Annotated in this window: 22 protein-coding genes; 7 read left to right on the top strand and 15 right to left on the bottom strand. The window is 67.7% G+C overall.

The genetic code is table 11. The features are described from left to right. The 12 genes from ABLE93_RS24660 to fumC all read right to left on the bottom strand — a co-directional run. Nucleotides 1-127 (bottom strand): GTP-binding protein (locus tag ABLE93_RS24660; protein ID WP_250152467.1); only part of this gene is annotated, 127 nt, incomplete at its 3' end. A gap of 86 nt (nt 128-213) precedes the next feature. Continuing rightward, nucleotides 214-2289 (bottom strand): elongation factor G, encoded by a 2076-nt coding sequence (gene fusA, locus ABLE93_RS24655; protein WP_348842348.1) that lies wholly within the window; start codon nt 2287-2289, stop codon nt 214-216. Between the two features lie 18 nt (nt 2290-2307). Beyond that, nucleotides 2308-2778: a 30S ribosomal protein S7 gene (gene rpsG / locus ABLE93_RS24650; protein ID WP_348842347.1), complete on the bottom strand. Its 471-nt coding sequence runs from the start codon at nt 2776-2778 to the stop codon at nt 2308-2310. A 25-nt stretch (nt 2779-2803) separates the two neighbouring features. Further along, nucleotides 2804-3175 carry a 30S ribosomal protein S12 gene (gene rpsL / locus ABLE93_RS24645; RefSeq protein ID WP_012171083.1) on the bottom strand — a complete coding sequence of 124 codons (372 nt, stop codon included), beginning with the start codon at nt 3173-3175 and terminating at the stop codon, nt 2804-2806. 461 nt (nt 3176-3636) lie between these two features. After that, nucleotides 3637-4620, bottom strand: a complete 984-nt coding sequence (locus ABLE93_RS24640; protein WP_348842346.1) for a malate dehydrogenase — start codon at nt 4618-4620, stop codon at nt 3637-3639. 295 nt (nt 4621-4915) lie between these two features. Next, nucleotides 4916-5284 carry a hypothetical protein gene (locus ABLE93_RS24635; RefSeq protein WP_348842345.1) on the bottom strand — a complete coding sequence of 123 codons (369 nt, stop codon included), beginning with the start codon at nt 5282-5284 and terminating at the stop codon, nt 4916-4918. Between the two features lie 126 nt (nt 5285-5410). Next, nucleotides 5411-6073 (bottom strand): TPM domain-containing protein, encoded by a 663-nt coding sequence (locus ABLE93_RS24630; RefSeq protein ID WP_348842344.1) that lies wholly within the window; start codon nt 6071-6073, stop codon nt 5411-5413. After that, the gene (locus tag ABLE93_RS24625) at nt 6070-6351 is read right to left on the bottom strand and encodes a hypothetical protein (RefSeq protein WP_348842343.1); all 282 of its coding nucleotides are present in this window, start codon (nt 6349-6351) and stop codon (nt 6070-6072) included. Before ABLE93_RS24625 ends, ABLE93_RS24630 begins: the two co-directional genes overlap by 4 nt. 2 nt (nt 6352-6353) lie before the next feature. Further along, on the bottom strand, nt 6354-7184 hold the full coding sequence (locus ABLE93_RS24620; protein ID WP_348842342.1) for a TPM domain-containing protein: 831 nt from the start codon (nt 7182-7184) through the stop codon (nt 6354-6356). A 10-nt stretch (nt 7185-7194) separates the two neighbouring features. Beyond that, nucleotides 7195-7815: a LemA family protein gene (locus ABLE93_RS24615; protein ID WP_348842341.1), complete on the bottom strand. Its 621-nt coding sequence runs from the start codon at nt 7813-7815 to the stop codon at nt 7195-7197. Between the two features lie 56 nt (nt 7816-7871). After that, nucleotides 7872-8468: a ParB-like protein gene (locus ABLE93_RS24610; protein WP_348842340.1), complete on the bottom strand. Its 597-nt coding sequence runs from the start codon at nt 8466-8468 to the stop codon at nt 7872-7874. Between the two features lie 107 nt (nt 8469-8575). Next, nucleotides 8576-9964 (bottom strand): class II fumarate hydratase, encoded by a 1389-nt coding sequence (gene fumC, locus ABLE93_RS24605; RefSeq protein ID WP_348842339.1) that lies wholly within the window; start codon nt 9962-9964, stop codon nt 8576-8578. A 104-nt stretch (nt 9965-10068) separates the two neighbouring features. On the opposite strand from fumC, the gene ABLE93_RS24600 reads away from it, so the two are divergent. The 6 genes from ABLE93_RS24600 (at nt 10069) to ABLE93_RS24575 (ending at nt 14868) form a co-directional block, all read left to right on the top strand. Then, nucleotides 10069-10428 (top strand): DUF4169 family protein, encoded by a 360-nt coding sequence (locus ABLE93_RS24600; protein ID WP_348842338.1) that lies wholly within the window; start codon nt 10069-10071, stop codon nt 10426-10428. Next, on the top strand, nt 10409-10687 hold the full coding sequence (locus ABLE93_RS24595; protein ID WP_348842337.1) for a ribbon-helix-helix domain-containing protein: 279 nt from the start codon (nt 10409-10411) through the stop codon (nt 10685-10687). The genes ABLE93_RS24600 and ABLE93_RS24595 overlap by 20 nt, the downstream gene beginning before the upstream one ends. A 258-nt stretch (nt 10688-10945) precedes the next feature. After that, the gene (hflK, locus tag ABLE93_RS24590) at nt 10946-12082 is read left to right on the top strand and encodes an FtsH protease activity modulator HflK (protein WP_348842336.1); all 1137 of its coding nucleotides are present in this window, start codon (nt 10946-10948) and stop codon (nt 12080-12082) included. Continuing rightward, nucleotides 12079-13014, top strand: a complete 936-nt coding sequence (gene hflC / locus ABLE93_RS24585) for a protease modulator HflC (RefSeq protein WP_348842335.1) — start codon at nt 12079-12081, stop codon at nt 13012-13014. Before hflK ends, hflC begins: the two co-directional genes overlap by 4 nt. Nucleotides 13015-13030: 16 nt before the next feature. Further along, a complete protein-coding gene (locus ABLE93_RS24580; RefSeq protein WP_348842334.1) occupies nt 13031-13219 on the top strand; it encodes a DUF2065 family protein in 189 nt (62 codons plus the stop codon). 167 nt (nt 13220-13386) lie between these two features. Further along, nucleotides 13387-14868 (top strand): DegQ family serine endoprotease, encoded by a 1482-nt coding sequence (locus ABLE93_RS24575; RefSeq protein ID WP_348842333.1) that lies wholly within the window; start codon nt 13387-13389, stop codon nt 14866-14868. A gap of 26 nt (nt 14869-14894) precedes the next feature. On the opposite strand, the gene ABLE93_RS24570 is transcribed toward ABLE93_RS24575, so the two are convergent. The 3 genes from ABLE93_RS24570 to ABLE93_RS24560 all read right to left on the bottom strand — a co-directional run bounded on the left by ABLE93_RS24570 (nt 14895) and on the right by ABLE93_RS24560 (nt 19538). Continuing rightward, a complete protein-coding gene (locus ABLE93_RS24570; protein WP_348842332.1) occupies nt 14895-16268 on the bottom strand; it encodes a glutamate--tRNA ligase in 1374 nt (457 codons plus the stop codon). Between the two features lie 138 nt (nt 16269-16406). Beyond that, a complete protein-coding gene (locus ABLE93_RS27090) occupies nt 16407-17957 on the bottom strand; it encodes an SH3 domain-containing protein (RefSeq protein ID WP_510183079.1) in 1551 nt (516 codons plus the stop codon). Between the two features lie 156 nt (nt 17958-18113). Beyond that, complete coding sequence (locus tag ABLE93_RS24560; RefSeq protein WP_348842330.1) at nt 18114-19538, bottom strand: helix-turn-helix domain-containing protein; 1425 nt, start codon at nt 19536-19538, stop codon at nt 18114-18116. A gap of 195 nt (nt 19539-19733) precedes the next feature. Here ABLE93_RS24560 and ABLE93_RS24555 point away from each other — a divergent pair, with 195 nt between their 5' ends. After that, complete coding sequence (locus ABLE93_RS24555) at nt 19734-21266, top strand: acyl-CoA carboxylase subunit beta (protein WP_348842329.1); 1533 nt, start codon at nt 19734-19736, stop codon at nt 21264-21266. Nucleotides 21267-21355 lie beyond the last annotated feature (89 nt).

Here is a 21355-nt window from a genome sequence, read left to right as displayed (position 1 = left end):
TCGCGCCACCCGACTCCGCAAGCACCTTCGTGATCGCAGCCGTCAGCGACGTCTTGCCGTGGTCAACGTGACCGATCGTGCCGATGTTGCAGTGCGGCTTCGAGCGGTTGAACTTCTCTTTGGCCATGGGACTCTCCGTTGGGTCTCTCTGGCGGAACCGAAAGGGCGAAACTTCTGTGGCGGCTCAGGCCGACGCGGCGGACGCGGGAGGCGTCACGCGTACTTGGCCTGGACCTCCTGGGCGACGTTCGACGGCACCTGCTCGTAGTGGTCGAACTGCATGGTGAAGGTGGCGCGGCCCTGGCTGAAGGACCGCAGCGTGTTGACGTAGCCGAACATGTTGGCGAGCGGCACCATCGCGTTGATGACGTTGGCGTTTCCGCGCATGTCCTGGCCCTGGATCTGGCCACGGCGGGAGTTGAGGTCGCCGATGACGGAGCCGGTGTAGTCCTCCGGCGTCACCACCTCGACCTTCATGATCGGCTCGAGCAGCACCGAGGAGCCCTTCTGCAGGGCCTCGCGGAACGCCGCGCGGGAGGCGATTTCGAACGCCAGCGCCGAGGAGTCCACTTCGTGGAAGGCGCCGTCGGTGAGGGTCACCTTGACGTCCACCACAGGGAAGCCCGCCAGCACGCCGGCGCCGAGCACGCTCTCGAGGCCCTTCTGGACGCCCGGGATGTACTCCTTCGGCACCGCGCCGCCGACGATGGCGCTCTCGAAGGCGAAGCCCTTGCCAGCCTCGTTCGGCTCCACCGTGAACTTCACCCGCGCGAACTGGCCGGTACCGCCGGTCTGCTTCTTGTGGGTGTAGTCCACCTCGGTCTTCTTGGTCAGGGTCTCGCGGTAGGCCACCTGCGGGGCGCCGATGTTCGCGTCGACCTTGTAGGTGCGCTTCAGGATGTCGACCTTGATGTCGAGGTGAAGCTCGCCCATCCCCTTCAGGATGGTCTGGCCGCTCTCGAAATCGGTGGACACGCGGAAGGACGGGTCCTCGGCGGCGAGCTTGGAGAGGGCGATGCCCAGCTTCTCCTGGTCGGCCTTGGACTTGGGCTCGATGGCGATCTCGATGACCGGCTCGGGGAATTCCATCTTCTCCAGGATCACCGCCTTGGCGGGATCGCAGAGGGTGTCACCCGTGCGCACGTCCTTGAGGCCGGCGAGCGCGACGATGTCGCCCGCATAGGCTTCCTTGATGTCTTCCCGGTTGTTGGCGTGCATCAGCAGCATCCGCCCGACGCGCTCGCGCTTGTCACGGGTGGAGTTGAGCAGGCCCATGCCGGTTTCCATCACGCCCGAATAGACGCGGCAGAAGGTGATGGTGCCGACGAAGGGATCGTCCATGATCTTGAACGCGAGGACGGACAGGGGCTCGCCGTCGGCCGGCTTGCGGTCGGTGTCTTCCTCGGTCTTGAAGTCGATGCCCTTGATGGCGCCGCGATCGATGGGGGACGGCAGATAGTCCACCACCGCGTCGAGCAGGGGCTGCACGCCCTTGTTCTTGAAGGCCGAGCCGCAGAACACGGGGTTGAACTTGCGGCCGATGACGGCCTTGCGGATGAGCGACTTGAGGGTCGCCTCGTCCGGCTCGGTGCCATCGAGGTAGGCGGTCATGGCGTCGTCGTCGAGCTCGACGGCGGCTTCCACCAGCTTGTTGCGATATTCGGCGGCCTTGTCGGCGAGATCCGCGGGGATCTCCTCGTCATGGTACTTCGCGCCGAGGGCCTCATCCTCCCACACGACCGCCTTCATGCGGACGAGGTCGATGATGCCCTTGAAGTTGTTCTCGGAGCCGATCGGGAGCTGGCAGCACACCGGATTGCCGGCGACGCGGTCCACGATCATCTCGACGCAGCGGTAGAAGTCGGCACCGATCTTGTCCATCTTGTTGACGAACACGATGCGGGGCACGTTGTACTTGTCGGCCTGGCGCCACACCGTCTCGGTCTGCGGCTCCACGCCCTGGTTGCCGTCGAGCACGCACACCGCGCCGTCGAGCACGCGGAGCGAGCGCTCCACCTCGATGGTGAAGTCCACGTGGCCGGGGGTGTCGATGATGTTCAGGCGCTTGCCCGACCAGAACGCAGTCGTCGCGGCCGACGTGATGGTGATGCCGCGCTCCTGCTCCTGGGTCATCCAATCCATGGTGGCGGCGCCATCATGGACTTCACCGATCTTGTGGCTCTTGCCGGTGTAATAGAGGATCCGCTCCGTGGTCGTGGTCTTGCCGGCATCGATGTGCGCCATGATGCCGAAGTTGCGGTAGTCCTCGATCGCGTGAGTACGGGGCATGGAAGTCGTCCTCTCCGATCACCAGCGGTAATGCGAGAAGGCACGGTTGGCTTCCGCCATACGGTGCGTATCTTCGCGTTTCTTGACGGCGGCACCGCGGTTGTTCGCGGCGTCGAGCAGCTCGGCGGAGAGCCGCTCCACCATGGTCTTCTCATTGCGGGCCCGGGCCGAGGCGATGAGCCAGCGGATGGCCAGGGTCTGGCGGCGCTCGTTGCGCACCTCGACGGGGACCTGGTAGGTCGCGCCGCCGACGCGGCGGGAGCGAACCTCCACCGCCGGCGCCACGTTCTCGAGCGCCTGGATGAACACTTCAACCGGATCGTGCTTGGCCTTGACCTCGACCACGTCGAGGGCGCCGTACACGATGTTTTCGGCCACCGACTTCTTGCCGTCGCGCATGACGGAATTCATGAAGCGCGACAGGGTGGTCGAGCCGTACTTGGCGTCCGGGATGACCTCGCGGCGCTCGGCCTTGTGACGACGGGACATCGTTCAGTTCCTCACTTCAGCCGGATCACTTGGGACGCTTGGCGCCGTACTTCGAACGGCGCTGCTTGCGGTTCTTCACGCCCTGGGTATCCAGCACGCCGCGCAGGATGTGGTAGCGCACGCCGGGAAGGTCCTTCACGCGGCCGCCGCGGATCATCACCACGGAGTGCTCCTGAAGGTTGTGACCTTCGCCGGGGATGTAGCCGATCACTTCGTAGCTGTTGGTGAGCCGCACCTTGGCCACCTTGCGGAGAGCCGAGTTCGGCTTCTTCGGGGTGGTGGTGTAGACGCGCGTGCAAACACCGCGCTTCTGCGGGCTCGACTGGAGCGCCGGCGCCTTGTCCCGCGCCTTCTGCGCTTCGCGCGGCTTACGGATCAGCTGGTTGATCGTCGGCATGTATGCCTTCGCCTCGTCCTGATCTGCGGCCTTGGCCGCATTCTTGGTTCAACGACCCTTTTGGGCCGCCACGACTGGCCCCGAAGGGCCGAAATTCCATTCGCACCAACGAACACGAAAGGCGCCGTCCACCGCCTCGACGGGGCAGACACGCCTTTCTCGCGACAGAGGATCACAGCGCGCGTATCCCCGGCGGGCGAACCCGGTCGGGACGGCGCTGCGATCATGCACCTGAAGTTATCGCAGTGCTGTTCCTGGCAGCGTTTCGGCTCTTGGGATCGTCTCTTTCCGGGCAAAGTCTGCACCGGGGAACAGAGAACCGATCGCTCAGACGCCGACCGCCTGCCGCGAAGTGGGCCGCTTCTAGCTTCAGAGTCGCGCCACGTCAAGCCTTGGAGCCGTTCGAGGCAAAGAAAAGCCCCCTCCGGCGGGCCGGAAGGGGCACGTATGCGTGAGCAGCCTCAACCCAGAAGGGCGGCGACGCCGTCGCGCTCTTCCAGCAGTTCCTTGAGGGTCTTGTCGAACATGGTCTTGGAGAAGTCGTCCATGGGAAGGCCCTGGACCACCTCGTAGGCGCCGGCGGTGCAGACGGCGGGCATGCCGAAGACGATGCCTTCCGGCACGCCGTAGGAGCCGTCCGAGGCGACGCCCATGGAGACCCACTTGCCGTCGGTGCCGTGGATCCAGTCGTGCATGTGGTCCACGGCGGCATTGGCGGCCGAGGCGGCGGAGGAGAGGCCGCGGGCCTCGATGATGGCGGCACCACGCTTGCCCACCGTCGGCAGCAGGGTTTCGCGATACCAGGTCTCGTCGTTGACGAGCTCAGGCAGCGGCTTGCCGTTCACCGTGGCGAATCGGTAGTCCGCATACATGGTGGGCGAGTGGTTGCCCCACACCGCGACCTTCTCGATGTCCTTGCTCTCGACGCCGGCCTTGGCGGCGAACTGCGACAGGGCGCGGTTGTGGTCGAGGCGGAGCATGGCGGTGATGTTCTTGGCCGGAAGGTCCGGGGCGCTCTTGGCGGTGATGTAGGCATTGGTGTTGGCCGGGTTGCCCACCACCAGCACCTTCACGTCGCGCTTGGCCACCTCGTTGAGGGCCCGGCCCTGCACCTTGAAGATCTCGGCATTGGCCGACAGCAGGTCGGCGCGCTCCATGCCCTTGGACCGGGGACGGGCGCCCACCAGAACGGCGGCGTCGATGTCCTTAAAGGCCACCTTGGGATCGTCGGTGATGACCACGCCCGCGAAATTCGGGAATGCGCAATCCTCGATCTCCATCACGACGCCCTTCACGGCGTTCTGTGCCTGGGGCAGGTCGAGGAGCTGGAGGATGACCGGCTGGTCCTTGCCGAACATGTCGCCGTTGGCGATGCGGAAAAGGAGAGAATAGCAAATCTGACCGGCGGCGCCCGTGACTGCGACGCGAACGGCGGGTTTGGTCATGAGAGGAAGCCCTTTGCCTTGGATGAGCCCCGAAGGCTCGGGCGCGCAATCTATGCTGCGGCGCGGCCGATGGAAAGGCGTTGGGGCGCGCAGGATTCGCTTCGAGGACCAGACCTTCGGCTAGAGCACGCGCCGATCTGATTCATCGCAATCAGATCGGATCACGCGCTCTCTTTCTCAGAGAAAGAGGGCGATTTACCGATCAAGTTGATTCAACTTGATCGGATCGCGCTCGAGCGCGTCGGACCGGGCCCGCGGCGGGGCGCGGGCCCGGTCCGACCGACGGGCTCAGCCCTCAAACCGAGGGGAAAGCCGCCCGTTGGAGGAAATCCTCGGTGTGGTCGAATTCCGCTTTCGTCACCCGATAGGTGTGAAGGCCGTCGTAGGAGCCGAACAGGCTGCCACGGATCTCCACCTGCAGGGTCCGGTCGTCCTGCTCGGCAACGAGGCGGCAGGCAATGATCGGGTCAGGGCCGAAGACGTCACCACGGCAGACCACCTCGTGGGCGTTCCGGGCGCGCAGGTCATAGAGCTTGATGACAGTCACGCTCGGCGCGCCGACCACTCCGATCCGAATGAACCCCTGGTCTGGCCCGGTCTTCTCCAGAACAATCCGGTAGCTCTTGCCGGTGGCATCCACCGGACTGATGGTGACTTGATCCATGCTTCCCCCTCCCCTGCCCCGCGTGCGCTTCCGCACGACGGGCCGAGTAGGGATACACTATTTAGTTGTATTGTACAGATATGCACTCTTGAGATGTTCGCTGACCACCGTTTCCGTCGGCTGAAGTCACAGCAGGACAACGTGGTTCGGCATCTCGTTGATGTGCTCCGGGCTGCGGGGGAGCGGCCCTGAGAGAAGGTCGCCGGCTTTCTCCACGCCGGCCACCAGGCCGTCGGGCAGGCTGCCCTGGCGGGCGCGGGCCGCAACCGTCTCGCAGATGTCGCGCCAGGCTTCCGCGCCGAGGGGGCCGTGGGCTCCTTCATCGGCCACCACCTCGATGAGGTGTTCGCGGGCCGCGGCGAAGATGAGGACGCCGGTCCGCCCGGCGGCCTGGGGAATGCCATAGCTGAGGAAGGTTTCGATGGCGGCCGAGCGCGCGGCCGCCTTGAGCGCGAGGCGCGGCACCACCTTCTCCGCAACGCCAGGCATCATCAGCGCGGCGGCAAGGATCACGAACATCATGGCCTGCAGCGCCAATGCGGAGAGTGCCGGCATGGGCCAGGCGAGCACGATGACCCACGGCAGCACCAGCGCCGCCAGCGAGGCCCACAGGATGGAGAAGAACGGATGCTGCACCAGCGGCGCCCGCGTCACCACCACGCGTATCTCCGCCGACGTCTTGGCCTCCGCCAGCGTCACCGCCTCGGCGATGCGCTGGAGCGCCGCCGGGGGCAGGCCATAGCGGCCCGCCGCCTCCGCGGTGGTAATCGTCGCAGACTGCTCCGTCACGAAAAGTCTCCCGATGCTCCCCCGCCCCCCGACGTGCCCCCGCCGCTTTTCTGCTCCGGGCCGCCGCTGCGGCTGCGCCCGCCGCTGGTGACCCGCACGTTGCCCGCGGCGCGCGCGATGAATTCGATGGCCCGGCGCAGGCGGCTGCGGCGCGCCTTCGGCACCCATCCCACCACCAGCAGCAATTTGCAAACCGTCGACAGAACCACAAGGACGGCCACGGCAAGGAACAAGCCGATCACCAGGGCCTCGCCCATGGAGACCTGCTCGGCTTCCATGGCTACCAGCTGCCCGAGGCGCCGCCGCCGCCGGAGGATCCGCCACCGCCCGACCAGCCGCCGCCGCCTCCCCCACCGGACCAGCCGCCGCCCCCGCCTCTGCCGGTGCCCCAATCCCAGGTCACCGGGCCGCCAACCCAGGTTCCGCCGCGCCGGCGCGCCGCCACACCGCCGCCGGGCCCGCCGCGGCCGCGGGTCACGCGCCAGATGATGAAGGCCCAGAACAGAATCATCACGGCGAGGAAGATGAGGTTGTCCACCTCGTCCTCGCTCATGCCCGAGGGCTGTTCAAGCCGCTTGGCGCGGGCCCGCGCCTCTTCGGGGTCGAGGTTGAGGATCTCCAGTATGGCGTCGGTGCCCTTCACGATCCCCGCCGCCATGTCGCCGGCCTTGAAGGCGGGCACGACGGCGTTGCGGATGATGGTGGAGGCCACCGCATCGGTGAGGACGCCCTCAAGGCCATAGCCCACCTCGATGCGCACCTTGCGCTCGCCGGGCGCCACCAGGAACAGGACGCCGTTGTTCTTCTTCGCCTGGCCGATCTGCCAGGCGCGGAACAGACGGTTGGCATAATCCTCCACCGAGGTGCCCTGCAGCGAGGGGACCGTGGCGACGACCACCTGGTCGGTGACCTTGGCCTCCTGCGTCGCGAGCTTGGCGTCGAGCGCGGCGAGGGTCGCGGGATCGAGGACGTGGGCGGCGTCCACGACCCGCCCGGTCAGGGGCGGGAATGTCAGCTCCGCGCGGGCCACGCCCGCCAGCGCGCACAGGAGCGCGGCCGCGAGGAAGAGGCCGAACGCGCGAGGCGCGCAGCGCGGGAAGCTCGGCCGCACGGCGGTCTCCTCAGTTGAACTTCACCTTCGGCACCTGCATTTGCTGCTCGGAGATGGTGAAGGTCTCCATGGGCTTGTAGCCGCGGTAGAGGGTCGCCGCCCACAGGGCGCCGGGGAAGGTCTTCAGCTCGGTGTTATAGACCCGGACCGCCTCGATATAGTCGCGCCGCGCGACCGCGATGCGGTTCTCGGTGCCCTCGATCTGCGATTGCAGGGCGAGGAAGTTCTGGTTGGACTTGAGGTCGGGATAGGCCTCGGACACCGCGATCAGCCGCCCGAGGGCGGACGACAGGCCCGCCTGCGCATCCTGGAACTGCTTGAACTGTGCCGGGTCGGTCACGGTGGAGGCGTCCACCTTGATGGAGGTGGCCTTGGCGCGGGCTTCGATGACCGAGGTCAAAACGTCCTTCTCCTGGGCGGCATAGCCCTTCACCGTCTCCACGAGGTTGGGAATGAGGTCGGAGCGGCGCTGATACTGGTTCATCACCTCGCTCCAGGCCGCCTTGGCGCGCTCTTCCTCGGTGGGAATGACATTGACGCCGCAGCCAGCCAGCATGAGGGCGGCCAGCATGGCGAACAGCGGCGCGCGCAGGCGCGAAAGGTCGCGCAATGCGGTGGTTGCGATGGTCATCAAGGCCCCTCCTGTCGCGGCCTTTCCGGCCGGGCTCGCGCTTATAGCACGGTGCATCAACTGCCGAGATAGCCCGGAAGATCCTGCGCCTCGTCGAGCCGGGACAGCTTTACCGCCGTCTTCTCAGCGAGATCGATATCGGCCTCCAGAAGACGCGTGGTCATGAAGGAGCGGTAGTAATTCCCCCACATGAACTCCTGGAACGGCGTGTCCTCGTTGGAATAGGCCTTGCCACGCACACCGCGCGCCAGGGTGCGCCAGGGATTGTCGGTGAGCTGGCCGATGTGGTCGGGGATCTTCACGCATGGCCGACGGTTGCCGTCCACGTCGATGGGCCAGCACAGGCCCTCGGTCTCCATGCGGTGCCAAAAGTCCTTCAGAGGAAGGCTCGACCAGTCGGCCCGGGCCTCGCCGAGCAGCACCGTGCCGTGGCCGATGGTGAGCAGCGCCCGGCACAGATGGTGGTGATCGACGATGTAGAGCCGGCGCTTGGGGCCGACCACATAGGGCACGGCCTTGTCCTCCAGCAGATCCCGCAGCTCGCCGCGCGACAGGGTGCGCATGATGCCCGCCCGCCGCGTCACCTCCGCCAGGCCCAGGGTGAGCTGGGTCGGGTGGAGCACGTCGATGTCGATCTCCCTGAACTCGGGCATGCCTTGGTCCTCGGCGGTCTAGAGCGAAGGCAGGAGCTGGCCCGAAAACGCGAACGGCGGCAACCCTCGCGGGCGCCGCCGAACGACGTGGACCGGAGCCGTCACGATCAGCCGGGCGAGATCATCTTCTCGGGACGGACGATGGCGTCGAACTCCTCGTTGGTGACGTAGCCGCCGCCCACCGCCTCGTCGCGCAGGGTGGTGCCCTTCTTGTGCGCGGTCTTGGCGATCTTGGCGGCGTTGTCGTAGCCGATCTTGGGCGCAAGGGCGGTGACAAGCATCAGCGAGCGCTCCAGCGCCGCCTTGATGTTCTCCTCGCGGGCCTCGATGCCGACGACGCAATTGTCGGTGAAGGAAATGGCGGCATCCGCCATCAGCCGCACCGACTGGAGGAAGTTGTAGGCCATCACCGGATTGTAGACGTTGAGCTCGAAATGGCCCTGGCTGCCGGCGAAGGTGAGCGCGGCATTGTTGCCGAAGATCTGCACGCAGACCTGGGTCAGTGCCTCGCACTGGGTGGGGTTCACCTTGCCCGGCATGATGGAGGAGCCGGGCTCGTTCTCGGGCAGCGACAATTCACCGAGGCCGGAGCGCGGGCCGGAGCCGAGCAGGCGGATGTCGTTGGCGATCTTGAACAGCGAAGCCGCCACCGTATTGATGGCGCTGTGTGAGAACACCATGGCGTCATGGGCGGCGAGCGCCTCAAACTTGTTGGGCGCCGAGGTGAAGGCAAGGCCGGTGATGGCGGCGATCTTGGCCGCCACCTGCTCGGCGAAGCCCACCGGGGCGTTGAGGCCGGTGCCCACCGCGGTGCCGCCCTGCGCCAGCTCCATCAGCGACGGCAGCGTGACCTCGATGCGCTTGATGCCGTTCTCCACCTGCTGCGCATAGCCGGAGAATTCCTGGCCGAGGGTGAGCGGGGTGGCATCCTGGGTGTGGGTGCGGCCGATCTTGATGATGTCCTTCCACTCGGCCGACTTGGCGGCGAGCGCGCCGTGCAGGTGCTTCAGCGCCGGTAGCAGGCGGTGGACGATCTCCTCCGCGCAGGCGATGTGCATGGCGGTGGGATAGGTGTCGTTGGACGACTGGCTCATGTTGACGTGATCGTTGGGATGCACGGGCTTCTTGGAGCCCATCTCCCCGCCGAGCATCTCGATGGCGCGGTTCGAGATCACCTCGTTGGCGTTCATGTTGGACTGGGTGCCGGAGCCGGTCTGCCAGACGGCGAGCGGGAAATGCGCATCGAGCTTGCCGTCGATGACTTCCTGCGCGGCGGCGACGATGGCGTCGGCTAGGCTGGGGTCCAGACGGCCGAGGTCGCGGTTCACCTCCGCCGCGGCGCGCTTCACGATTCCGAGCGCGCGCACCACCGGCAGGGGCTGCTTTTCCCAGCCGATCTTAAAGTTGCCGAGCGAGCGCTGAGCCTGCGCCCCCCAATAACGATCGGATGCGACTTCGATGGGACCGAATGTGTCGGTCTCGGTGCGGGTGCTCATGATGGGCCTCTCCTGGTGACGCGCGGGCGGGCGGCTCTTAGCACAGGCGCGGCGGGATCGGGGAGTGCGGGTTCCACTCTAATATAATTCTAGAGTGGTACCCCGTGGATGTAAGGTCCTTTGAATTTAGCCATATCTTGACCCTGTCTGGCGCGGTAACATCGTCTCGCTGGACACGGGTGGTCTGGCGCGGTGCGCCGGCCGTAAAAAAATCACTCGCCCCCGGAGCGGAGGAAGCCGGAGGCAAGGTGAGGTTAGCGTTGGGCGACGTGGTCAATCTTCATCGGGCGCGCAAGGCGCGGGCCCGTCGAGCGGCAGAGGCGACAGCTGGCGAGAACCGAGCGCGATTCGGTCGGACCAAAGCTGAGCGCGATCGGCAGGCGGACGAGCTTGAGCGGCAGCAGCGTCACCTGGAGGGCCATGCCCTGACCGAGAGGGATGAACATGAAAAGCCCCGTGGTTAAGAGATCCATCGTCATTGCCGGCCACAAGACGAGCGTGAGCCTTGAGGACGCCTTCTGGGAGGCGCTCAAGGAGATCGCCGGCGGGCGTCGTCTCACACTGTCCGACCTGGTCGCGACCATCGATTCCGGCCGGACCCAGGGCAACCTGTCGTCTGCGATCCGGCTGTTCGTGCTCGATCACTATCGAGGCGCAGCCTCCCTCGCCCGCGCGCAGGCGCCCGGCGATCGCATGCCGGTGGCGAGCCCTCCCGTTGCGTAAAGCACGGCTCGACCTTATCTGCGACACGGCTGACCGCGCGCCGCGTTGAAAGGCGGTGCGCGGTTTCCTATAACCACCTGCCCGGCAACGCGGGCCGAGACGCTGGCGCAAGGCGCCAGCCGACGGTCGGTGACCGGGCAGGTCCGCCTTACGGCTTGATCTGGCGGACCGGTTCCTGTGCGGAAGTCCGCAACGGCACCGGTGGAAGGCTCGCAGCGACGCGGGTGCCGGCGCGGCACCCCCCACGGGAGACGACGGATGTCGTGGAAGAATCAGAGTGGCGGCCCATGGGGTAGCGGGCCGCGGGGTCCCTGGGGTTCGGGACCCTCTTCATCGGGACCGACGCCGCCAGACCTCGAAGATCTCATTCGCCGCAGCCAGGACCGCCTGCGCACCATGATGCCGGGCTCGCTCGGGACGAAGGGCGTGATCCTGCTGATCGCCCTCGTCGTCGCCGGCTGGTTCCTCTCCGGCTTCTACCGCGTGCTGCCGGACGAGCAGGGCGTCGTCCTGCGTTTCGGCAAGTTCGTGGGCATCACCCAACCCGGCCTCAATTATCACTGGCCCTACCCCATCGAGACCGTGCTGACCCCCAAGGTCACCTTCGTCAACCGCATCGATATCGGCATGCGGGTGGGCGAGGACACGCGCCGCAACACCTCGGTGATGCGCGACGTGGCCGAGGAAAGCCTGATGCTCACCGGCGACGAGAACATCGTGGACGTGGACGTCTCGGTGTTCTGGGTCATCAACAACGCCGAGGAATATCTCTTCAACGTCCAGAACCCCGAGGGCACCATCAAGGCGGTCGCCGAGAGCGCCATGCGCGAGGTCATCGGCCGCACCAACATCCAGCCCATCCTCACCGGCGCCCGCCAGCACATCGAGACCGGCGTGCAGGAGCTGATGCAGTCGGTGCTCAACAGCTACAAGGCCGGCGTCCAGATCACCCAGGTGCAGCTGCAGAAGGTGGATCCGCCGAGCCAGGTGATCGACGCCTTCCGCGACGTGCAGGCTGCCCGCGCCGACGCCGAGCGCTCGCAGAACGAGGCCCAGACCTACGCCAACCGGGTGCTGCCCGAGGCGCGCGGCGAGGCCTCGCGCATCGAGAACTCCGCCCAGGCCTATCGCGAGCGCACCGTGGTGGAAGCCCGCGGCCAGGCCGCCCGCTTCCTCAAGGTGTTCGACGAATACCAGAAGGCCAAGGACGTGACGCGCCAGCGCATGTATCTCGAAACCATGGAGCGCGTGCTCGGCGGCGTGGACAAGGTGCTGGTGGATCCCTCCACCGGCCGTCAGGGCAGTAGCGGCATCGTGCCGGTCCTGCCCCTTGCCGACAGCCTGCGCCGAACCCCGGCCCCCACCACCACCCAGCCCCAGGGAGCCGCCCGATGAGAAATCCGGTCCTCGGCGGGGCGCTCGCCGTTCTCGGCGTCATCCTCCTCGTCGTCATCTATTCGTCGGCCTACATCGTCAACCAGACCCAGCAGGCGCTGGTGCTGCGCCTCGGCGACCCGCTGGCGCCCGTCACCACGCCCGGGCTGCACTGGAAGGTGCCGTTCATCGACAGCGTGGTCTATATCGACAACCGCATCCTCGATCTGGAAAACCCCTCGCAGGAGGTGATCGCCTCCGACCAGAAGCGGCTGGTGGTGGACGCCTTCGCGCGCTACCGCATCACCAATCCGCTGCGCTTCTACCAGTCGGTGGGCACGGTGCAGGGCGCCAACTCGCGTCTGTCCACGGTGCTCAACTCGGCCCTGCGCCGGGTGCTGGGCGAGAACACCTTCATCAGCGTCGTGCGCGACCAGCGCGAGGGGCTGATGCGCCAGATCAGCGAGCAGGTGAACCGCGAGGCGGCGAATTTCGGCATCACCGTGGTGGATGTGCGCATCCGCCGCGCCGACCTGCCGGAGGCCAACAGCCAGGCAGTGTTCCAGCGCATGCAGACGGAACGCCAGCGCGAGGCGGCCGAAATCCGTGCCCAGGGCAACGAGGCCGCCCAGCGCCTGCGCGCCCGTGCCGACCGCGAGGCGGCCATCGTGGTGGCGGAGGCCAATTCCAAGGGCGAGCAGCTGCGCGGCGAGGGCGATGCGGAGCGCAACGCCATCTTCGCCAACGCCTTCCAGCGCGATCCGGACTTCTTCGCCTTCTACCGTTCCATGCAGGCCTACGAGGCGAGCATGAAGTCGTCCGACACCCGCATGCTGCTGGCGCCGGATTCCAACTTCTTCCGCTTCTTCCAGAACCCCGCCGGCGTCAGCTCCGGCACGCCGGCGCCGGCGGTGCCGGCTGCCCCGGCGGCGGCTCCGGCGGCCGCCAACTGAGCGCGGCCGGGCGCGCATGAAGGACCTTCTGGCCGCGCTCGGTCTCATGCTGGCCATCGAGGGCCTGTGCCTCGCCGCCTTCCCGGTGGCGTGGCGCAAGGCCATGCGGGCGGTGCTCCACGCCCCCGAGACGCCCATGCGCATCGTCGGCCTCGTGGTCGGCGCGCTGGGCGTGCTGGTGGTCTTCCTCGTCCGCACCTTCTGACCGGCGGGTGCCGGCGCCTCCCCCGGCGCCGGCACGGCGGTCGTGTTTTGGCCGCAAAGCGCCCGCACCGATTGCAGCGGCCGCAGCCACGCCGGATCGTGAGCCGATCAGGGCTTGCGCGCGGCCGACGGCCGGCGCAGCCTCGCCGGACGACATCGAGGAGAGCCATGCCCCACCCGCTTCCTTCCCCTCGCTTCCGCCTCTCCCTTCCCGCGCTCGCCGTCGCGGCTGCCGTCGCCCTCGGCGCGTTCGGACCGGCACCCCTGCTGGCAGCACCCGGCAAGGGACCTGACACCGTGGCGGACGTCGCCGAAAAGGTGATGGATGCGGTGGTGAACATCTCCACGTCGCAGAACGTCGCGCCGTCCCGCTCGGTGCCCACGCCGCAGCTGCCGCCGGGCTCGCCGTTCGAGGACTTCTTCGACGAATTCTTCAAGCGCCGCCAGGAGGATGGCACCGAGCAGCGCTCGCGCCGGGTGTCCTCCCTGGGCTCCGGCTTCGTCATCGCGCCGGACGGCTACATCGTCACCAACAACCACGTGATCGCCGACGCCGACGAGATCTTCGCCAATTTCAACGACGGCTCGAAACTCAAGGCCGAATTGATCGGCCGCGACACCAAGACCGACCTCGCCTTGCTCAAGGTAAAGCCGGACAAGCCTTTGACTTTCGTGAAGTTTGGAGATTCCGAAAAGCTTCGGGTGGGCGACTGGGTGATGGCGATCGGCAACCCGTTCGGCCTCGGCGGCACCCTTACCGTCGGCGTCGTCTCGGCCCGCAACCGCGACATCAATTCAGGCCCCTACGACAACTTCATCCAGACCGACGCCGCCATCAACCGCGGCAATTCCGGTGGGCCCTTGTTCAACATGGAAGGCGAGGTGATCGGCATCAACACCGCCATCATCTCTCCCTCGGGCGGCTCCATCGGCATCGGCTTCGCCGTGCCGTCCGCCACAGCCCAGCCGGTGCTGGCCCAGCTGGAGCAGTTCAAGGAAGTGCGCCGCGGCTGGATCGGGGTGCGCATCCAGCCGGTCACCGACGACATCGCCGAGAGCCTCGGCCTCGGCCGCCCGCGCGGCGCGCTCATCGGCGTGGTCACGGAGAACAGCCCTGCCGGTCAGGGCGGCATCAAGGCCGGCGACGTGATCGTCAGGTTCAACGGCCGCGATATCAAGGAAGTGCGCGACCTCACCCGCACCGTGGCGGACACCATGGCCGACAGCGAGGTGGAGGTGGTGGTCATCCGCAAGGGCAAGGAAGAAACCCTGCGGGTGAAGGTCGCCCGCATGCCGGAGGACGACAAGCCCGAAGGCGCCAAGCCCGCGCCCGACGCGCAGAAGTCGCCGCCTAAGAAGGCCCTCGGCATCGAGATGTCGTCCATGAGCGACGATCTGCGCAAGCGCTACAAGATCAAGAGCGACATCTCGGGCGTCGTCATCACCGACGTGGATCGCTCCTCCCCGGCCTCCGACAAGGGACTGAAGGCGGGCCAGGTCATCGTCCAGGTGGGCCAGGAAGCCGTGGCGAACCCCGCCGACGTGGAGAAGCAGATCGACGCCCTGCGCAAGGCGGGTAAGCGCTCCGCCCTGTTCCTCGTGTCCGACGGCGACGGCCGACAGGAGTTCGTCACCGTCCCGCTGAACTGAAGCAAAACTCGGATGGCGCGCGAGGCTCAGGCCTCGCCGCCCCGCAGCCGCCCCTCAACCCGCCGCCGCCCCATGATCGGCAGCAGGGCCGCCAGTTCCGGTCCGCGCTCGCGCCCGGTCAGGGCGAGGCGCAGGGGATGGAACAGACCGCGTCCCGAGCGGCCGCTCGCCGCCTTCACCGCCTTGGTCCAATCAGCCCAGGTGGCGGGCCCCCATGGCTCGGCCGGCAGCAGCCCGGCTGCATCCGCGAGGAAGGCGCGATCCTCGTCCGCGACCGTTCCGGCCATGGGCGCGGCGACAACCGCCCACCACTGGCCCGCCTCGTCGAAGCGGGCGAGATTGCCCCGCACCGCCATCCAGAACGCCTCGCCGCCGCCAACGCCAGCGGCCGCCAGCCGCTCCGCCGCCGCATCGTAAGGCATCAGGTGGAGGGTGCGGGCGGTGAGCGGATCGAGGTCCGCCGGATCGAAGCGGGCCGGCGCGCGCGAAATGTGTGACAGCTCGACCTTGGTCGCGAGCACGTCGAGGCTCTCCACCGCTTCCACCGCATGGGAGGTCCCCACCAGCACCGCGAGGGCGGCCACCGCCAGGGACTCCTGGCCGGCTTCACGCAAAGCGGCGAGCGACAGGTGACCGAGGCGCTTGGACAGTCCCTCGCCGGATGGCAGGGTCAGCAGATTGTGATGGCCGAAGGCCGGCACGCGGCCGCCCAGCGCCTCGATGATTTCGATCTGCACCGCGGTATTGGTGACGTGGTCCTCCCCGCGCACCACCATCGTCACCCCGAGGGCGATGTCGTCCACCACGGATGGCAATGTGTAGAGGAAACTGCCGTCGGCGCGCACCAGCACGGGATCGGACAGGCTCGCCGTATCCACCTGCTGCGGGCCGCGGACGGCATCGTCCCAGGCGATCTGCCTATGGTCGAGGCGGAAGCGCCAGTGCGGACGCCGGCCCTCCCCTTCCAGCCGCGCGCGATCGGCGGCCGTGAGTGTGAGCGCCGAGCGGTCGTAGACCGGGGGAAGACCGCGGGCCCGCTGGAGCCGGCGCTTCAGCTCCAGTTCCTCCTCGGTCTCATAGGCGGGATAGAGGCGGCCTGAGGCGCGCAGCGTCTCGGCCGCAGCCTCATAGGTCGAAAGGCGGTCGGATTGGCGCACGACGTGGTCAGGCGCGATGCCGAGCCAGTCAAGGTCCGCGGCGATGGCCCGGGCATATTCCGCGCGCGAGCGGGCGGCATCGGTGTCGTCGAAGCGCAGGATGAAGGTGCCGCCGGCCCGCCGCGCGAGCATCGCATTGAGCAGTGCGGTGCGGGCGTTGCCCACATGGATGAGGCCGGTGGGTGAAGGCGCGAAGCGCAGCACCGGCGGCGGAAAGGCGGGGGGCGGGAGCGGACCGGACATAGGTCTGCCCATAGCCCGCCGCGCGCCGTCCGTCGATGCCCAGGCGGCGGCAGGGGGACCGGAGCCGAAGCGAAAGCCCCGCGAAGGCGGGGCCGGAAAGCGAGAGAGCCCGGCGTTGCCGCCGGGCTCCCCATTTTGTCAGCGCTGTTGCGGGCAATCCGGGCCGACGCATCGGCCCCCGCCCCCGCCACCACCGCCACCTTGCGGCCGCTGCTGCGGCTGCTGCTGTTGGCGCTGCTGCTGTTGCTGGCGCTGCTGGTTGTATTGCTGCTGCTGTTGCTGCCGCTCCTGCTGGAACTGCTGCTGGCGCTGCTGACGCTGCTGCTGCATTTCCTGCTGGCGCTGCTGCTGTTGCTGCCGCATCTCCTGCTGACGCTGCTGCTGTTGCTGCCGCATCTGCTGTTGCTGTTGCCGGGCCTGCTCCTGCTGTTGGCGCATCTGCTGCTGCTGTTGCTGGCGCTGCTGCGACTGCTCCTGCTGGCGCTGCTGCTGCTGTTGCATGCGCTGCTGCATTTGCTGCTGACGCTGCTCAAGCTGCTGCTGCTGACGCTCCTGTGGCGAAGGGCGGTTCGGCTGGCCCGGACCGCCGGGCTGCCCGGGGCGACCGGGGCCGCCGGGCTGTCCCGGAGGCATGCCAGGCTGACCAGGACGGCCGGGGCCACCAGCGCCGGGTCCACCCGGCTGACCGGGACCACCCGGTTGGCCAGGAGGCATGCCGGGCCGGCCGGGACCACCGGCGCCGGGTCCACCCGGCTGACCGGGACCACCCGGTTGGCCAGGGGGCATGCCGGGCTGGCCGGGACGACCGGGACCACCAGGGCCACCGGGGCCACCGGGGCCACCGGGCTGACCGGGAGGCATGCCAGGCTGGCCAGGACGGCCGGGGCCACCAGGGCCACCAGGACCACCGGGCTGTCCGGGAGGCATCCCGGGACGGCCGGGGCCGCCGGCTCCAGGCCCACCCGGGCCACCAGGCTGGCCGGGACCACCGGGTCCGCCCGGATAGCCGGGACCACCGGGACCGCCCGGATAGCCAGGACCACCGGGTCCACCGGGCCCACCCGGATAGCCGGGACCGCCCGGACCGCCGGGATAGCCGGGACCACCAGGACCGCCCGGTCCACCGGGGCGGCCAGGACCGCCGGGACCTCCCGGATAACCAGGATAGCCGGGACGGCCCCAGCCGGGGGGCGGGCCGCGCGGGGTGGGCGGGGGCGGCTGCATGCCGGGAGGCGGCATGTAGCCGGTGCGCCACCAGCCGGGCGGACGCGGGCCGGGGGGCGGCGGACGCCAGCCGGGACGCGGCCGCGGCGCGTACGCTTCCCACCGGTAGCGATCCGCATACCAGGGCTGGTTCACATAGATGGGCCGGTTGACGTAGTAGGTATTCCAGTATTGCGAAGCGGCGAATGCCACCACGGGCACGCCCAGCGCGGCGACGCCCCAATCGGGCAGCACCGCGGTGCGGCCCTGCTGCTCGTAGCCCAGATACTCGCTGTAGACCCAGCCGCGGTAGTCCTGCCAGATGACGTCGCACCAGGACTCGTCCTCAAGGCAGCCTTCCACTTCCAGCGGTGAGCCTTCCGGGATGACGCCGAGACTGGGAAACTCGGTGTCGGGGCCGGTTCGAATGTTCACGTTGGCCGTGGAGAAGGATGGCGCGGCCTGCGCCGAAACCAGCCCCGCCATGGCCAGACCGGCTACCCAGCCGGCCAGTTGCAGCACCCTCATGGATCACTCCCAAACGACTCGCAAAGAGCCGATGTCACCAATCTAACGCCTACCTCGTGGCGTTTCATGTGCGCTGGCAAGGTCTTTCCCGAGCGGCAGAAGGGCCGAATTGCGTCAGGAGATGGTGAAGGGGACGATATCGCGCACGTTCTCGTCGATGCGGATGTCCCTGTCGAGCGGCGGGAAGGCGCGCAGGTCGCAGTCGCGCCGGGGGCAGATCCGGCAGGAGACGCCCAGCCGCGCCACGGGCGCGGCCTTCAGGTCCAGCCCGTCGGCATAGACGATGTCGTGCGCGAAGGAGACCTCGCAGCCGAGGCCGAATGCAAAAGCGCGGGAGGGCTGGCCGTGGCGCAGGGAGGGGCTGGTCACCGCGCGGGCAAGGCAGATGTAGCGGGCGCCGTCCGGCATCTCCCCCACCTGAACCAGCGTGCGTCCGGCCATCTCGAAGGCCTCGTGCACATTCCAGGCGGCGCAGGCACCGCCGTGGCGGGCGAACTGGAAGCGCGTGGCCGAGTGGCGCTTGGTGATGTTTCCCGCCCGGTCGACCTTGGCGAAGTAGAAGGGTACCCCCTTGGCGCCCGGACGCTGGAGGGTCGAAAGACGGTGGCACACCTGCTCCAGGCTCGCGCCGGTCTCCAGCACCAGCCGGTCCAGGTCGTGTCGCAGCCGCCGGGCAATGTCGAGGAAGCGCCGGTAGGGGAGGAGCAGCGCCCCGGCGAAATAGTTCTGCAGCGCGAGCCGACAGATCTCGCTGGCGGTCTGGCTGCGGAAGGCGCCGGAGGCGACCGTCTGCTCCACCAGCGCCCCATGCTCCAGCTGGGCCATGGTGACGGCGATGCGGAAGGCGCGCGATGCGGGCGGCAGAACCCCCGACAGTACGAGGCGGCGCGTCCGCGGTTCGAAGCGGGAGAGGGGAGCGTCCGGGTCGGCAGCTCCGATCTCGACCTGCACGTTATGGTTGCGCAAAAGATGGGCTGCGATGGTTGCAGCCGGATCGGCCCCGTCTAAGATTCCGAGTGAAGAGGCGGCATTTTCCGCTGCGCGATCAAGGGCATCCACGTAGTTGTCAATGTAGTGGAAAAAGTCCCTCACCTCCTCGTACGGGATGAGCTTCGCATCGTCGGCGCCGGGCGTAACGCCCGCCGCGATCATGTCGTCGAGGGAGGCGCGCCATTCGGACGAGCGCCGCAGGGCGACATGCATGCGCAGGAAGGCGTGGGCGAAGGCGGGGGAGAGATTGGCCACCGCCTTCACGTCCTGGAGGCCGAGATCGAGGTCCTTGAACAGGGGATCCGCCGCGGTCTCGCGCAGGTCCGCAACCAGCCGATCGAGGTCCTCGGCACCGAAGGAGGTGATGTCCACCGCGAAGGTGCGCGAGATGGCAATCAGAACCGAGGCGGTGAGCGGTCGCTGGTTGCTTTCGATCTGGTTGATGTAGGACGGTGAGACGGCGAGGCGCTGCGCGAGTTCGCTCTGCTTGAGGCCAAGCTTCTCCCGCAGGCGCCGGACCGCATGGCCGGCAAAGACCTTCTGGCGCATGGGATGCCCCCGACTTCGCGATTGCTAAGAATTTACAATTAGCTTCGTGAATTTTTCACATATTCCAAACGCCTGCAACTCCTGTTAGCCGACAGACCGAACCCGCCGCCGGTCGGCTCAAGCTCAGGCTTCCGCCGCCGTTGGCACGCCGCTACTGTCGGTGGACAATCTGGCCTTGAAAGAGGGGGCGCTCGCATGAAGGACATCCTCGAGGAACTCGAGAGCCGGCGCGGCGTCGCCCGCCTCGGCGGCGGCGTTCGGCGCATCGAGGCGCAGCACGCCCGGGGCAAGCTCACCGCCCGCGAGCGCATCGACCTGCTGCTCGACCGTGGCACGTTCGAGGAATACGACACCTTCGTGCAGCACCGCTGCGTCGATTTCGGCATGGAGGATCAGAAGGTCCCCGGCGACGGCGTCGTCACCGGCTGGGGCACCATCAACGGCCGCAAGGTCTTCGTCTTCGCCAAGGACTTCACGGTGTTCGGGGGCTCCCTCTCCGAGGAGCACGCCCGCAAGATCACCAAGATCCAGGACATGGCGCTCAAGACCCGCGCGCCCATCATCGGCCTGTTCGACGCCGGCGGCGCGCGCATCCAGGAAGGCGTCGCGGCGCTGGGCGGCTACGGCGAGGTGTTCAAGCGCAACGTGGTGGCCTCGGGCGTCATCCCGCAGATTTCGCTCATCATGGGTCCGTGCGCGGGCGGCGACGTCTATTCGCCGGCCATGACCGACTTCATCTTCATGGTGCGCGACACCTCCTACATGTTCGTCACCGGCCCGGACGTGGTGAAGACGGTGACCAACGAGACCGTCACCTCGGAGGAACTGGGCGGCGCCAAGGTGCACACCTCCAAGTCCTCGGTGGCGGACGGCTCCTACGAGAACGACGTGGAGATGCTGCTGGAGACCCGGCGGCTCATCGACTTCCTGCCCGCCAACAACACCGAGGGCGTGCCCGAATGGCCGTCCTTTGACGAGCCCGGCCGGCTCGACGAGAGCCTCGACACCCTCATCCCGGACAATCCCAACAAGCCTTACGACATCAAGGAACTCATCCTGAAGGTCGTGGACGAGGGCGACTTCTTCGAGATCCAGGCGGCCTACGCCAAGAACATCGTCACCGGCTTCGGCCGGATCGAGGGGCGGACGGTCGGCTTCGTCGCCAACCAGCCCATGGTGCTCGCAGGGGTGCTCGACAGCGACGCCTCCCGCAAGGCGGCGCGGTTCGTGCGCTTCTGCGACGCCTTCGAGATCCCCATCGTCACCTTCGTGGACGTGCCCGGCTTCCTGCCCGGCACGGCGCAGGAATACGGCGGCCTCATCAAGCATGGCGCGAAGCTGCTGTTCGCCTATTCCCAGGCCACCGTGCCGCTCGTCACCGTCATCACCCGCAAGGCCTTCGGCGGCGCCTATGACGTGATGGCCTCCAAGCACGTGGGCGCCGACGTGAACTATGCCTGGCCCACCGCGCAGATCGCGGTGATGGGCGCCAAGGGCGCGGTGGAGATCATCTTCCGCGCCGACATGGGCGATCCGGACAAGATCGCCGCGCAGACCAAGAATTACGAGGAGCGGTTCCTCTCGCCCTTTGTGGCGGCGGAGCGCGGCTATGTGGACGAGGTCATCATGCCCCACTCCACCCGCCGCCGCCTCGCCCGCGCCCTCGCCATGCTGCGCACCAAGAAGCTGGAGCAGCCCCCGCGCAAGCACGACAACATGCCGGTGTGAGGCCGGATTTCGGTGATCTCCCTCTCCCGCGCGGGAGAGGGCCGGGGTGAGGGGTATCGCGCCGCGCCGGACTGCGGCCAGCCCCCTCA

This window comes from Xanthobacter pollutisoli, from assembly GCF_040044995.1.
Lineage (GTDB): Bacteria > Pseudomonadota > Alphaproteobacteria > Rhizobiales > Xanthobacteraceae > Xanthobacter.
Note: the sequence above shows the minus strand (reverse complement) of the source record. Positions and strands in the feature narration are given on the sequence as shown.